The following is a 13,364-nucleotide window of genomic DNA, read 5'->3' as shown; positions in this document are numbered from 1 at the left end:
GTTGGAACAATATGCTTAACTTAGGTAGTTTTTGTGCGCCTACTTAATATAAAAAGGATTAATAATAATGAAGAAAACTGCTGTTTCCCTTGCGATAATATTATCGCTAGCCGGCCTTGCTGGTTGTCAATCACCAACTGTTCAAACAACGCCAGTGGTCGCAGCTGAGGTCAAAGCGGCTTCATTTTCGCAATTTTCAGCGAATTTTATTGATTCTTTGTGGGAATTATCACCCACTTGGGCTTTATACAGCGGCAAGCATGTCAATGACGGTTATCTTGAAATTCCTGATGCTGCAGGTCGTATAAAAACCCTCGATTTTGTTAAAGCACAGCAAGCGCAACTGACGCAGTTCGAGCAGAAGTCGCTAACACCGAATGAACTGATTGATTATCATCTTATTGATAACTTGCTTGGTAGTATGGTGTGGGAAATTAATAGCTTTAAGTCTTGGCAGTGGGATCCTTCAAGCTATAACGTTTCAGGTGGTTTTGCCCAAATCATTAATGAAAATTTTGCACCCTTGGATGATAGATTACGTTCTGTATTAGCTAGATTAGAAAATGTCCCCGCTTATTATATTGCAGCACAGGCAAACATTAATAACCCAACGTTAGAACATACCGAATTAGCTGTTCTACAAAACCAAGGCGCATTTTCAGTATTTTCTGACGAGTTATTAAAACAGTTGGCAGATTCTGGCCTAACTGATGCTGAAAAATCATTATTTAACACTCGTTTTAACGCAGCAACTGCAGCCATTAAGGGCCATATCGCGTGGTTAGATAAGTTAGTGGTTCAATTAAAACAAGATGGCGCCCGTAGCTTTAGAATTGGTGAGGAGTTATACGAGCAAAAATTTGCTTTTGATATTCAAGCAGGCATGACAGCAAAACAGCTTTATCAAAAAGCCGTTACTGATAAAGAACGTGTTCAAGCTGAAATGGCAAAGATTACCGACGCCTTATGGCCTAAGTATTTTAATACTCCGCAGCCTAAAGATAGTAAGATTGCAATTCGTCAATTAATTGATAAATTATCGACTAAGCATGTACAACGTGATGAGTTTGTAAATGAAGTACGTAAACAAATCCCTGAATTAATTGAGTTTGTGAATAAAAAAGATTTAGTCACATTAGATCCCAAAAAACCGTTGATTGTGCGGGAAACACCAGAATATATGCGAGGTTATGCAGGCGCCTCAATTAGCGCTCCTGGTCCCTATGAGAAGTCAGGTAATACTTATTATAACGTTACGCCGCTGGATGGTATGAGTGATGCTTCTGCCGAAAGTTACTTACGTGAGTATAACCACTGGATCTTACAAATCCTCAATATCCATGAGGCTATTCCTGGGCATTACACTCAATTAGTTTATTCAAACCAATCTCCTAGTTTAATTAAAAGCTTATTTGGCAATGGCGCTATGGTAGAGGGATGGGCGGTTTATACCGAACGTATGATGTTAGAAGAAGGCTATGCTGATTTTGAACCTGAAATGTGGTTAATGTATTACAAATGGAATTTGCGCGTTATCAGTAACACTATTTTAGATTACAGTATTCATGTTAAAGGCATGACTGAAGAGCAAGCCATCGCCCTTATGATGAATGAGGCTTTTCAGCAGCAAGCAGAGGCTGAAGGCAAGTGGCGCCGCGCAACGCTTAGCCAAGTGCAGTTGACTAGCTATTATTCAGGATATCGAGAAATTTATGATTTCCGTGAAGAGTACAAAAAGGCCCAAGCTGAAGCGTTTGATCTTAAAACCTTCCACGAGCAATTCTTAAGTTACGGTAGTGCACCGGTTAAATATATACGTCAGTTAATGCAAGCTAAATAATTTTATTATTAATCCAGAGGCAGGGCTTAGGCTCTGCTTTTTTATGGTTCATAATTATCACTTGAATATCAATACTAAGTTAAACAACAAATTTGTTAACGTTTTATAGCGAATAGTCGGTTCACTCATTATGTTGATAACCGCTTTGTTATATGCACATGTCAACCCTATTAATATTGGAGTTGATTATGCGATAAAGTTAATCATCGTGATAATGTTAGCTTTTTGATTTAGAAGATGTCATCAGTCCTAATACTTCATCATAGGAGATGTTAAACTCTCTCGATAGGTTAATCACTTTTGTTTTGTAAGTTTGAATGTTTTCTTGCATTGCTAATTGATGTTTCTTTTCTTCAACTAAATCGTTAACCGTTTCTTGTAATATTAATAGTCGACGTAAACTATAATCGAGAGATTGAATATATTTGGCCATTTGTTGCTGATTACGTGCTTGTTCAAGATCCGTGGAAACTTTTTTATCGTATCCATATTCATCAAGAGCTGCGAGCGCATTTTTTAAATCAAGATCTGTATTCATTTGGTGTTCGCTATATAACAAAAAAGGAGAGAGAAAAAATTATGAGACTACAAAGGTATCACAGGACGTTAACTGGAGCAGATTATAATGCCAACACCAATATACACCAAATTTTTAGTGCTTCAAATGCAATAAAATTGAAATTGGTTTTCGCTTTGAACTTGTCGAGGTCGATAATTATGCGTAGTCTAAAGTTTTAAGCACTAACGGAGAAACAAATGCTTGATCTATTGCCTGATTTGTTTGACCACTATCCCTCTAAACTTCAATTGTTGCCGTTGGCTTTTAAGGCATTTGGTGGAAAACCACTTTTTTGGGGTGAGATAGTGACAGTGAAATGCTTTGAGGATAATTCCAAAGTAAAAGAAGTTCTGGCGCAAAATGGACAAGGTAAAGTGCTTGTCGTCGATGGTGGCGGTTCCTATAGGCAAGCATTACTCGGGGATTTAATTGCTCAAAGTGCCTTAGATAATGGCTGGCAAGGCGTGGTAATTAACGGTTTTGTACGTGATGTTATGCGAATAAAGACATTTAATTTAGGTGTTTATGCTTTAGGTGCTGTCCCAATTAAAACTGAAAAGCGAGATCAAGGGCAAATTAATGTCCCAGTAGATATGGGCGGCGTAATGGTTAAACCTGGCATGCAACTGTATGCCGATGAAAATGGTATTGCAGTGAGTGATGAGCTGTTGGACTTTGCATTTTTAAGCTAACTCATTGTAATAAAAACCTGTTTTTAATAAGGATATTTATATGAAATTCATTAAGTGGCTCTTGGCCCTAGTGGTAACACTGTTTCTTTTGGTTGCTGTTTATCTCAGCGTATTTTTCGATCCTAATGACTTTAAACCTGAAATTGTCGATGCTGTAAAAAAGCAAACTGGCCGTGAATTTGCTATCAGCGATGATTTGTCTTGGACCTTTTTTCCGGTGATTGGCATTAACTTAGGTGGCGTTTCCCTATCGAATCCTGATGGTTTTAGCCCTAAAGCGATGTTAGATGTTCATAAAGCAGTGGCAGAAGTGGCATTAATGCCATTATTTAGTCACAAAATTGAAATTGCAGAATTGAGCCTTGATGGCGCAACAATTAATTTAGTTACCCGTAAAAATGGGAGTTCGAGCCTTGACGGTTTAGTGGGTGAAGAGAGTGGGCAAAAAGCGCCAGTATCTGCTGAACCTTCAACTAAGCGCCAACTTTCAGATATTAATATTGGCGGGGTCTCTATTACTAACACCCAAATTAACATGATTGATGAAGCTAAAAAGCAAACTCAAACTTTTACGCTAGATAGCTTTACCTTGGGTGAGTTTACCTTAGATAAATTTGCTCCAATTGCTTTTGAATTTAGTGCCACAATGCCGGATATGACACTGAGCAGTAGAGGTAAAGGTGAGTTAAAACTTAGCCGCGATGTTAAGCAACTCGTTATCAATGATCTCAACATTGACACTGTGATGGAAGGGGAGAGTATTCCGAATAAGAAACTCGAAACATCGATTACCTTAGCGACTCAAATCGCACTCGATAAACAGCAATTGTCGGTTGATATTACCCAGTTAACTGCTGCGAATATTAGCGCAGTGGGGAAACTTGGCGTCAATTATGGTACCAAAATCCCCAAGATTAATGCTGACTTTCAAATTGGCGACCTCGATTTAGATGCCTTGTTGCCCAAAACTGAAGCCGTTGAGACGACACAACAGACACCGGCAGCGAGTCATCAGGTTGCTGATGAACCTGATTTTTCTGCACTGAAAGGGCTTGATGCAAAACTTAAATTGACGGTTAAGTCGATAAAAGTTGCTAATTTAGCGACGCAGAATTGGTTAATGGATATGAGTATCCAAAATGGTGTCATAGACTTAACTAAGCTGAACGCTGATCTGTATCAAGGTCAATTACTTCTCAGTGCACAGGTTGATGCGCGTCAAGCCGTGGCCAGCTACCAATTTGATAACAGTGTAACAGGTGTACAAATACGTCCTTTATTAAAAGATGCTGCAGACGTCGATTTATTAGCGGGAACGGCTAACTTTAGCGTAAAAGGTAAAGGGAAAAGCCTTATTCCTTTGCAGCTAAAGCAAAATCTATTAGCGAATGGGCATTTTGATATAAATGATGGTGCTTTGTATGGCGTTAATATTCCACAGATGATCCGTAGCGCACAGGCTAAGTTAAAGGGCGACTTATCTTCACTGAATAAGGAAGAGCATAAAACTGATTTTTCCAGTTTAACTGGCAGTTTTACCCTTGATAATGGCGTTGCTAATAATCCTGATCTGGCGATGTCGTCACCACTACTGCGCCTTGCAGGTAAAGGTAGTGCAAACTTATTAACCGAAGCGCTAGATTATAGGCTGACGGCAAGTTTAGTGAATAGTTTGAAAGGTCAGGGTGGTGATAAAGAAGCCCTCGCGGGGATTGATATTCCGCTTGCGATTACAGGGACTTTCCAAAAGCCCGAATATGCTTTGGATACTAAAGCCTTACTGAATAATCAGTTCAAGGAAGAAACCGAAAAAGCGAAGGAAAAATTAAAAGATTCCTTGTTGAAAAAACTAGGAGGTTTTTAATGGTAAGTTTGAAGCGTTACGCTTTGCTTGTGTCGGTTAGTGTGGTTGTGAGTGGACAACTTGTTGGCTGCATAGCGCCTAAAACGCCCGCTAACAGTAAACCGACTGAAACCAAAGCCGCTACAGCAGTTAAACCTGAAATTATACGTGCGGCGGATTTAGCGCTTGATGTTTCTAGTCATAAAAACATTCCAACATTAAAGGTTGAGCCTGTAACTACTGGCGCAGCGCAAGGGCTACTGCGTGGAGAATTAATCTTAGCGCCTTTTGTTGATTTTGAGCATGCAGTAAAAGCAACCTTAAGCGTGACTAATCCACAAACCTATGCCGTCGATTTACGCTATAACACAGGAATGATGGCGGATTTATGGTTAGTGACTCAAGAGGGAAAACGCCTATGGGCTTGGTCGGAAGATATGATGTCCACGCAAGCGTTACGTAATAGCCAATTAGGCGCAGGCAAAGTAATCAGTACATCCTTTAGTATCCCACCTAAAGCGTTTGCAGGCATCCCTGCAGATGGTGCTCGTTTAGAAGCGCATTTTGTAGCTAAAGCGGTAGCGTCAAATGCAACATTAATGGCACCAGTGGTTTTACTATTAACCATGGAGTAAGTAACCATGGAATAAGGAAATTACACAGTAAAAAGGCAGCGTTCCCATCGGTTCGCTGCCTTTTTTATGCTTTAGAGCTGAATTAAACTTACGTTTAACGGTAATGCATTATCGAGTATTAATGGTTTTTTAAATGCTTATGCACTTAATTTACTCTCATCAACAACTAGCTTAATTACTTGCCCAGGTTGTAAATATTGTGATTGCGCGAGGCTATTCCATTCGAGTAATTCGGCGACACTGACATTGAATTTGTTAGCAATACGAACAAGGGAATCCCCTGTTTTTACCTTGTAGCTCACAGTACGAATTTGTGCTGTTTGTTGGCTATCTGTCGGTGTGAAAATCACTAATTTTTGACCATCTTTTAACTTGTTTTTTTGAGCTAATTTGTTCCAAGCACTCAGTTGTTTCACTGTCACCTTGTGAGCTTCTGCTATTTCACTCAGCGTATCACCCGATTTCACTTGATAAGCTATTTGGTTGGATGTTGTTGCTGTGTGCAATTTTTTTGGTAATTGCTGTTGAGTCGATAGTGCATAGAGCTGCTTATCTTGAGCATCAACAGGAATAATCAAATGCTTACCAGTCACGATAGTATTGCTTTTCATGCCGTTAGCAGCGCGAATTGCAGCAATTGTGGTGTGGTGCTGTTTAGCAATATTGCTAATGCTGTCACCGGATTTTATCGTATAGCGTAGCCAGCTAATTCTATCTTCGCTCTCGGTTTCGGCGAGTGCCTTTTTAAATTCTTCCGATTTATCAATCGGCAGCACTAGCGTGTGTGGTCCTACTGGCGATGTAGCCCAGCGGTTATAACCAGGATTGAGTTTTTGTAGCTCGAGTGTCGTCATATTGGCGAACCCTGCTGCCATTGCTAAATCAATTTGGCTATCGATATCAACCACTTCAATAGAAGGATTATTACCAATTGGCGCTAAGTTAATTCCGTATTCATCGGCATGCTTAATGACTTCGGCTAATGCCAGTAATCGTGGCACGTATTGTTCCGTTTCTCGGGGTAAATCTAATGACCAAAAGTCAGTTTTAAGTCCTTTTTTCTCATTATCTTTAATCGCATTCAGTACCCGTGATTCGCCCGAGTTATAGGCTGCAATAGCATAAAGCCAATTATTATTGGTTTTACTATAAAGATATTCGAGCATGTCCAATGCCGCAGTTGTTGAAGCGGGGACATCGCGACGGCCGTCGTACCACCAGTTCATCTCTAAACCAAAATGACTGGCCATGGGCGTCGTAAATTGCCATAAGCCTGAGGCGGTTGAACCTGTAGAAGAGGCCGAAGGATCAAAGGCGCTTTCTATGATAGGTAAAAGAGCTATCTCAATAGGAAGATGACGTTTTTCAAGTTCTTCTACAATCAGGTACATATAAGGCACCGCACGCTCGGAGATGATCGCCAGATGCTGCGGATTTTTGATATACCAATCGCGATATTGGTTGACCAACTTTTGATCAGGAACCGGTAATTGCATTCCTTGACGAATGCGTTCCCACACATCGGTAATTTGCGCCGATGGAGCCTCTGTAGCGAGGTAATATTCTGGGACTATGGTTTGGGCGTTGACGGTTTCAACTTTTGTCTGGTTAGTGTCATTGTTGTTTAGGGTTTGACAGCCTGTGAGTAGGGCAAATCCCCCTGCAACAATATAAAGTGATACTCTCATTGAAAACGGTAGTCCTCTGTTAGTGCATTACTCTCTTTACAGTAACGATATGTTTTTTATAAAGATAAAGACAACGCAGCGCGCAAAGTATTCACGCAAAACGAGCCATTCTATGGGATCTTTGCGATCTTGTCCCTTAATTATCGTACATAATGTAAGGCTATTTTTGACTTACATCATCAAAAGTGGAAAAAACAGTTTAAATTTCAATCAATAATATTGCTTTTGTGATCAAAAAATATCTTTCCACTGTCTGAGTAAAGTAAAACAGCTCAGTTCATCCAATTTTGTCGGTTTTATTGCGTTAAAATGCTGCTTGATGCTGGCTACAATGTCAGGATCGGCTGCGCGTAAAAATGGGTTAATAGCACGTTCTAATGCAATGGTAGAGGGGATCGTGGGCTCATCTTGGCTTCGTAATTTTTTAGCTTGTTCGTTGTAGGCTTGTAACTCGATATTGTTCGGATTGACCGCGAGAGCGAATTTGAGATTGGATAGGGTATATTCATGGGCACAATAAACTCGTGTATTTTCCGGTAATTGGCTGAGTTGTTTGAGCGATGCAAGCATTTGCGCTGGCGTGCCTTCAAATAAACGGCCACATCCGCCGCTAAATAAGGTATCACCACAAAATAAGGCATCTTCAATAACGTAGGCGATATGCCCTGCGGTATGCCCAGGCACATCGAGCACTTGCAGTGGTGCGTTTAGATAGTCAAGCGTGAGCATAGGCTGTGTTTTGGCATCAAGTGGATGAGTCATGTCTGCAATGGCTTCATTATTTGGGCCATAAACCGTGAGTTGATTGCCACTATAGGCTTGAAGTTCTGCGACTCCTCCTGTGTGGTCTCTATGGTGATGCGTCAATAAAATTCCAGCTAACGTGAGCTGATTCGCGTTAAGGTAGTTAATCACCACCTTAGCATCACCTGGGTCGACAACATAAACGTGTGCCTGAGCCTGTTGTAACACCCAGATATAATTGTCATTAAAGGCTTTGACTGCTGTTATAGTGAGCATAGCAATACCTATGTCTGTGTTTGAGTTTAAAGATAAGGGCATTATCCATGAGTGTATGACCCTTGGCGATGTTTACGGCCAAGCGGTGTGGCAGTATTTAAGTCGCAGTATGTTAGCATCTGTAGTATTGGATAATGGCCCCAAGCTAACGGAGGAACTCTGTGTCGCATTTCAGTTTTGATCTCAAGCCAAAGCAGTGGGATGACTTACCCAATGGCGCAGCGCTGCAACAAGCGGTAGCCGCACATCTTGAAAACTGGTGGCCAAGAGTATTTGGTTATCATCTATTAAAGTTAGGCCCTTTGAGCGCAGCATTATCGAGCATGGCATCACCGGTAGCGCATCATTTTTCGCTATCATCCCAAGACGCATCAATCATAGGTGATTTCTGTCATTTACCGCTGCAAAATGGGGTTATTGATGCTGTCGTAATGAGTTTGTTACTTGAGTTTGAACCCGATCCTTACCGTATCCTACGTGAAACTGATCGAGTGCTCATAGCTGGAGGCTATCTTTTTATTGTTGGGTTTAATCCTTTAAGTCCACTATTTTTGGGTAAATTGTGGCCTAAATACCAGGATTGTCTTCCTTGGAATGGTCGTTTTTTTATGCCATCACGCGTGCGAGATTGGTTAGGGTTATTAGGTTATCAAGTTGTCGCAGATGAACGTTTGGTTTATCACCCGTTAATCGGTGAATTTACCCAAGGGCGATTTTTTCAACAAAGCTTAGCCTCGTGGTTACCCAGTGCGGGTAGTTTATATGTGATTGTGGCACGTAAACTGGAATCGCCACTTACACCTATCCGTGATAAACGCAAGATGCGACAAACCAATTGGAGTACAGCGCCAACGGCTGGATGTGCAGAGCATTTATCTGATAATTTATCAAAGCCATTATCTGAACATACTGAATAACGGGCAGGCTATTTCTATTTTTAACGTGCAGGTTTTTATATGCGTATCACCCTAAGACAATTGGCAGTATTTGAGGCAGTGGCGCGTAGCGGTCAAGTCGCAAAGGCCGCAGAGCAAGTGAACCTATCGCCACCAGCAACATCTATGGCCTTAGCTGAGCTAGAAAAACAGCTTAATGCGCGTTTATTTGAGCGGATTGGTAATCGATTGCAATTAAACTCACAGGGTAATTTGCTGTTACCGCTGGCAACGGATTTATTGCATCGAGTCGAGCAAATTGAGCAAGCGTTTACCTACCATGGTGGCGATCTCGTTGGGCGTTTAAGTGTTAGCGCTAGTTCAACGATTGGTAATTATTTGTTGGCGAAAGCGGCGGTGGCATTTTGCCAGCAACACACCCAAACCCATGTGGATGTTGCGATAACTAATACTCAAGATGTTATCCAAGCGGTTGCGCAATTTAGATCTGAAATGGGCTTTATCGAGGGTTATTGTACCGATAACCGTTTACATGTTGAAGCGTGGCACAAGGATAGACTACTGGTGTTTTGTCATCCAGCGCACCCGCTGGCAGGCAAAGTGGTTACCCCCGCAGCTGTTAAAGGACAATCTTGGGTGTTGCGTGAAGAGGGTTCTGGTACTCGAGAGTATTTTGTGAATGCTGCCAATGAGTTGGATATGCGACCCGAAGCTAAGTTCTGTTTTACTACACCAGATGCGATTAAATTGGCGGTGAAACAAGGTGCCGGGCTTGGAGTATTGTCTGAACTTGCATTGGATAAAGACATCAGTCGTAAAGAGTTGGCATTAGTGACAATCGAGGGATTAGTGCTGGAGCGGCAGTTTTATCGAATTACCCATAAAAGCCGTCAAGCAACTTCTCTTGGCCAAGCATTTGTGGCGTTTTGTGAGAACTTTTTCAATATTACTGCTGAAACTGAATAACCGCTTTGAAATGTTATCTTGATCATAATCACCTATACGCCCAAGTTGTTAACTTGGGCGTGACTCTTATATATCTGACTTGAGCCACTCTCATTTTTGCTGACACAATCTATCGTTGTTACAATCATCTAATGCAGCGACAATCAAACGCAGTCAGTTTGAGTTGGATAACATTGGCGTTAAGGTTGGTAGCCTAAGTCCGGTTGAGTTGGCTTAGATTCTGCGGCAGTACGAGCTAACACATCGCAGCGTTCGTTTTCGGCGTGACCTGCGTGGCCTTTCACCCATTGCCAATCTATTGTGTGCATTTGGGCCGCTTTATCTAAACGTTTCCATAGGTCAACGTTTTTAACTGGAGTACGGTTTGAGGTCATCCAGCCTTTTTTCTTCCAGCCATGGATCCAGGTCATTATACCTTGGCGCATATACTGACTGTCACTGGTGAGCACAACCTGGCAAGGCTCTTTTAAGCTTTCTAACGCTATGATTGGCGCTAATAATTCCATGCGATTATTAGTAGTGAGTGCAAAACCGTCGGACATCTCCTTTGTATGGTCCTTATAATTCATTACAATACCATAGCCGCCAGGACCGGGATTGCCTAAGCAAGAGCCGTCGGTGAAGATGTGGATCAGTTTTAGTTCAGTCATTAAATTGTTACCATCGCCGGGAATTTCGGCCGAGTATAACCAAAAATTGTCATAAGAAGCGCATAAAAAATGAATATTATCTCTAACGCGAGCCGTCAGGTTATTTTAGATACCGAAACCACAGGTATGAACCAAGGCAGCGGCGCCATTTATTTAGGCCATAGGATTATCGAAATTGGTTGTGTAGAAGTGGTGAACCGTCGTTTGACGGGGCGTTATTATCACCAATATATCAACCCAGGTCAGGCGATTGACCCTGAAGCCATTGCTGTTCACGGTATTACCGATGAGCGGGTGGCTAATGAACCTCGTTTTCAACAAATTTCTCAAGCATTTATTGATTTTATCGACGGTGCTGAAATTGTCGCCCATAACGCGAGCTTTGATGTGAACTTCATGGATCATGAGTTTTCGCTATTACAGCCACGCGGGCCGAAAACTGCCGATATTTGTAGTATTCTCGATACCTTAGTTATCGCTAAATACCTGCACCCTGGGCAAAAAAATAACCTCGATGCTTTGTGTAAGCGTTATGGCGTAGATACTTCTCGGCGCGAATATCACGGCGCTTTACTCGATGCCGAGATCCTCGCTGATGTTTATCTGATCATGACAGGCGGGCAAACAAAGTTTAATTTGTCCAACGAAGAAGCGGGCCAGGAAGGGGGCGGGATCCAACGTTTTGATCCGCAATCACTTAATCTTAAAGTGATTGCGGCATCTGCCGATGAACTGACTATGCATGAGCAACGCCTTGATCTCGTCGCAAAATCAGGTAAATGCCTCTGGAGAGGATAGAATAATCACTATGCCGATATCGCGTAATACTCTGTTAACTGTTTACCTGCTTACCACAACCTCGCTGCTTAGCGTCACTGCCGTGTTTGCCATTGGGTCTGATACAGCTCAAACAAGTGCCCAGCCGCCCAAAGCTGCGCCGATTGTTGCGCCGATTGTTGCGCCGATTGTTGCGCCGATTGTTGCGGTGGATACGGCATCTGAGCTCAAAAACCGTTTTCGTATTGATCATATGGTCGATAACATGACGCTATTTGTGGAGCGAGATTACGATTCTGGGCCCGTTATCGTTGTATTGCCTGATGGCAGTAAAATGTACTCGGATCGTCATCCTAAAACAGTCAAATGGGCCGCTGGTATTACCGGCGACATTATTTACATTGAGTCACCCATGCCGGGGCCTTGGCAGCTAATAGGCAAAGTGGTGCCGACTTCGACGATTAAGAAAGTGTCTAAGTTAGAAATTGAAGTTCAGCCATTGCCACAACCTCTTTTTCAAGGTGAGCAAATTAAGCTAGTGGCCCAATTAATGGGTGATGCTCAGCGTATGCGCTTGCCAGGGTTAGATTATCTTGTTGAATGGAATGCTCATTTTGTCAGTAGGCATAAAGCGGGTGATGAAAACTTTGCCGCGGGCGACATCATAGTTGGCTCTTATAAAGACAATGGCGAAGATTATGATGAAAGACCCGACGACGGAATATTTACCAGTAATATTGATATCAGGCAGCCTTGGGGGGATTATCGCTTTGTGGTTCAGGCGCGCAACAATGTCTTTGACAGACAAGTTTCATCTCTATTTAGGTTATCACCCCGACCAATAAATGTTGAGGTTATTACGCCTGAAGACTCATCAATGGCTGAATGGAAAGTGATGTTGCATGTCGATAATAGCGCGCTGCAATTAGCTGAAACACATTTTTCATTTGAATTAACGGGTCCTGCTGGCATGCAAGTTCCCTTGATTGTCGATGGTCTAACACAAGCGGATAGTGAGTTAGTATTACCCACTCTCATTGAGTTTGGCCGTTATAAACTTAAGGGAACTGTCGCCACAACGACAGTGGCCGGCCGTGAAGTTATACTCGATTTACCTGAACAGTTCTTCAGTTTAACTCCACCCCCACCGCCATTACCTACTGCGAAGGAGCTGGCTGCTGTTGCCGCCATCGCTGCGCAAAAAGCGGCCGATGAGGAAGCACTTGCGAAAAAAGACGCTATATTCTGGATTGTGACCATTAATGTCATTTTACTGATACTGGGTGTTTTAGGTTTAGTTGTATGGCGCAAACGTCAAAGCCTAGCGCAGGCTTTAGCGGCTGCTGAATTACGTGTACAACAGCAAAAACCAGTGAAGCAAGCACCAGCACCCTCGCTGGATGATATCGATCTCACGCTGCCTGATGAGACAGATAACAATAATTAGCTAAGTAACTGAGTAACTGAGTTAATTAACCATGTTACTAAAAAATAAGTCCGTCAGATATATATACATTGGTTTTCGGATGTGGGCAAATTTGGATATGTCGTATAGTTAATAGGTCATTTTTTGATATTTAGGCTGTCACATTAAAGCGAGGCGGCCGAATATTGCCTACTCCGCCATAAATAAAAAGGTCTTACTGTTATGTAAGACCTTTTTATTTATCACTTTTTATTTATCACTTTTTATTAATTAAATTTTACTAATTAATCACAGTCCGCTCTCTGTTATAGTGTGCTCGACAGGGTTATGGTGGCTTACTTTTAGTTCTACTAAATGCCATAGCATTTAGAT

13 protein-coding genes are annotated in these 13,364 nt (G+C 42.0%); 9 read left to right on the top strand and 4 right to left on the bottom strand.

Annotated elements, in window-relative coordinates; translation table 11 throughout:
- Positions 1-67 precede the first annotated feature (67 nt).
- On the top strand, positions 68-1,840 hold the full coding sequence (locus tag C9I43_RS07780; RefSeq protein WP_107883065.1) for a DUF885 domain-containing protein: 1,773 nt from the start codon (positions 68-70) through the stop codon (positions 1,838-1,840).
- 217 nt (positions 1,841-2,057) lie between these two features.
- Here the strand turns inward: C9I43_RS07780 and C9I43_RS07775 are convergent, their stop codons facing one another.
- A complete protein-coding gene (locus C9I43_RS07775; protein WP_076500662.1) occupies positions 2,058-2,378 on the bottom strand; it encodes a hypothetical protein in 321 nt (106 codons plus the stop codon).
- 218 nt (positions 2,379-2,596) lie between these two features.
- Here C9I43_RS07775 and C9I43_RS07770 point away from each other — a divergent pair, with 218 nt between their 5' ends.
- The 3 genes from C9I43_RS07770 to C9I43_RS07760 are packed head-to-tail and all read left to right on the top strand — an operon-like array spanning position 2,597 to position 5,569.
- Positions 2,597-3,091 carry a putative 4-hydroxy-4-methyl-2-oxoglutarate aldolase gene (locus tag C9I43_RS07770; RefSeq protein ID WP_107883063.1) on the top strand — a complete coding sequence of 165 codons (495 nt, stop codon included), beginning with the start codon at positions 2,597-2,599 and terminating at the stop codon, positions 3,089-3,091.
- Between the two features lie 40 nt (positions 3,092-3,131).
- On the top strand, positions 3,132-4,955 hold the full coding sequence (locus C9I43_RS07765) for an AsmA family protein (RefSeq protein WP_107883061.1): 1,824 nt from the start codon (positions 3,132-3,134) through the stop codon (positions 4,953-4,955).
- The gene (locus C9I43_RS07760) at positions 4,955-5,569 is read left to right on the top strand and encodes a BsuPI-related putative proteinase inhibitor (protein ID WP_107883059.1); all 615 of its coding nucleotides are present in this window, start codon (positions 4,955-4,957) and stop codon (positions 5,567-5,569) included. The genes C9I43_RS07765 and C9I43_RS07760 overlap by 1 nt, the downstream gene beginning before the upstream one ends.
- A 137-nt stretch (positions 5,570-5,706) precedes the next feature.
- Here C9I43_RS07760 and C9I43_RS07755 read toward each other — a convergent pair whose 3' ends face one another.
- Positions 5,707-7,257, bottom strand: a complete 1,551-nt coding sequence (locus C9I43_RS07755) for a LysM peptidoglycan-binding domain-containing protein (protein ID WP_076500654.1) — start codon at positions 7,255-7,257, stop codon at positions 5,707-5,709.
- 231 nt (positions 7,258-7,488) lie between these two features.
- Positions 7,489-8,277: a hydroxyacylglutathione hydrolase gene (gloB, locus tag C9I43_RS07750; protein WP_076500652.1), complete on the bottom strand. Its 789-nt coding sequence runs from the start codon at positions 8,275-8,277 to the stop codon at positions 7,489-7,491.
- Between the two features lie 10 nt (positions 8,278-8,287).
- On the opposite strand from gloB, the gene C9I43_RS18890 reads away from it, so the two are divergent.
- From C9I43_RS18890 to C9I43_RS07740, 3 genes are read left to right on the top strand one after another with little or no spacing between them, the layout of a single operon-like run.
- The gene (locus C9I43_RS18890) at positions 8,288-8,458 is read left to right on the top strand and encodes a hypothetical protein (protein WP_181317862.1); all 171 of its coding nucleotides are present in this window, start codon (positions 8,288-8,290) and stop codon (positions 8,456-8,458) included.
- Positions 8,439-9,194 (top strand): class I SAM-dependent methyltransferase, encoded by a 756-nt coding sequence (locus C9I43_RS07745; protein WP_076500650.1) that lies wholly within the window; start codon positions 8,439-8,441, stop codon positions 9,192-9,194. The genes C9I43_RS18890 and C9I43_RS07745 overlap by 20 nt, the downstream gene beginning before the upstream one ends.
- Before the next feature lie 39 nt (positions 9,195-9,233).
- The gene (locus C9I43_RS07740; RefSeq protein WP_076500648.1) at positions 9,234-10,139 is read left to right on the top strand and encodes a LysR substrate-binding domain-containing protein; all 906 of its coding nucleotides are present in this window, start codon (positions 9,234-9,236) and stop codon (positions 10,137-10,139) included.
- Positions 10,140-10,318: 179 nt separating this feature from the next.
- Here the strand turns inward: C9I43_RS07740 and rnhA are convergent, their stop codons facing one another.
- Complete coding sequence (gene rnhA, locus C9I43_RS07735) at positions 10,319-10,789, bottom strand: ribonuclease HI (RefSeq protein ID WP_076500646.1); 471 nt, start codon at positions 10,787-10,789, stop codon at positions 10,319-10,321.
- A 69-nt stretch (positions 10,790-10,858) separates the two neighbouring features.
- Between rnhA and dnaQ the strand changes: the two genes are divergently transcribed.
- Positions 10,859-11,587, top strand: a complete 729-nt coding sequence (gene dnaQ / locus C9I43_RS07730) for a DNA polymerase III subunit epsilon (protein ID WP_076500644.1) — start codon at positions 10,859-10,861, stop codon at positions 11,585-11,587.
- Between the two features lie 10 nt (positions 11,588-11,597).
- A complete protein-coding gene (locus C9I43_RS07725) occupies positions 11,598-13,013 on the top strand; it encodes a TIGR03503 family protein (RefSeq protein WP_107883057.1) in 1,416 nt (471 codons plus the stop codon).
- The last annotated feature ends 351 nt before the right edge of the window (positions 13,014-13,364 follow it).

It is taken from the genome of Shewanella morhuae (genome assembly GCF_003028295.1).
GTDB classification, from domain to species: domain Bacteria; phylum Pseudomonadota; class Gammaproteobacteria; order Enterobacterales; family Shewanellaceae; genus Shewanella; species Shewanella morhuae.
Note: the sequence above shows the minus strand (reverse complement) of the source record. Positions and strands in the feature narration are given on the sequence as shown.

What these genes read in the sequence shown, in the direction of transcription:
- C9I43_RS07780 (WP_107883065.1), top strand. Translation starts at nt 68, where the DNA reads ATGAAGAAAACTGCTGTTTCCCTTGCGATAATATTATCGCTAGCCGGC.
- C9I43_RS07775 (WP_076500662.1), bottom strand. Translation starts at nt 2,378, where the DNA reads ATGAATACAGATCTTGATTTAAAAAATGCGCTCGCAGCTCTTGATGAA.
- C9I43_RS07770 (WP_107883063.1), top strand. Translation starts at nt 2,597, where the DNA reads ATGCTTGATCTATTGCCTGATTTGTTTGACCACTATCCCTCTAAACTT.
- C9I43_RS07765 (WP_107883061.1), top strand. Translation starts at nt 3,132, where the DNA reads ATGAAATTCATTAAGTGGCTCTTGGCCCTAGTGGTAACACTGTTTCTT.
- C9I43_RS07760 (WP_107883059.1), top strand. Translation starts at nt 4,955, where the DNA reads ATGGTAAGTTTGAAGCGTTACGCTTTGCTTGTGTCGGTTAGTGTGGTT.
- C9I43_RS07755 (WP_076500654.1), bottom strand. Translation starts at nt 7,257, where the DNA reads ATGAGAGTATCACTTTATATTGTTGCAGGGGGATTTGCCCTACTCACA.
- gloB (WP_076500652.1), bottom strand. Translation starts at nt 8,277, where the DNA reads ATGCTCACTATAACAGCAGTCAAAGCCTTTAATGACAATTATATCTGG.
- C9I43_RS18890 (WP_181317862.1), top strand. Translation starts at nt 8,288, where the DNA reads ATGTCTGTGTTTGAGTTTAAAGATAAGGGCATTATCCATGAGTGTATG.
- C9I43_RS07740 (WP_076500648.1), top strand. Translation starts at nt 9,234, where the DNA reads ATGCGTATCACCCTAAGACAATTGGCAGTATTTGAGGCAGTGGCGCGT.
- rnhA (WP_076500646.1), bottom strand. Translation starts at nt 10,789, where the DNA reads ATGACTGAACTAAAACTGATCCACATCTTCACCGACGGCTCTTGCTTA.
- dnaQ (WP_076500644.1), top strand. Translation starts at nt 10,859, where the DNA reads ATGAATATTATCTCTAACGCGAGCCGTCAGGTTATTTTAGATACCGAA.
- C9I43_RS07725 (WP_107883057.1), top strand. Translation starts at nt 11,598, where the DNA reads ATGCCGATATCGCGTAATACTCTGTTAACTGTTTACCTGCTTACCACA.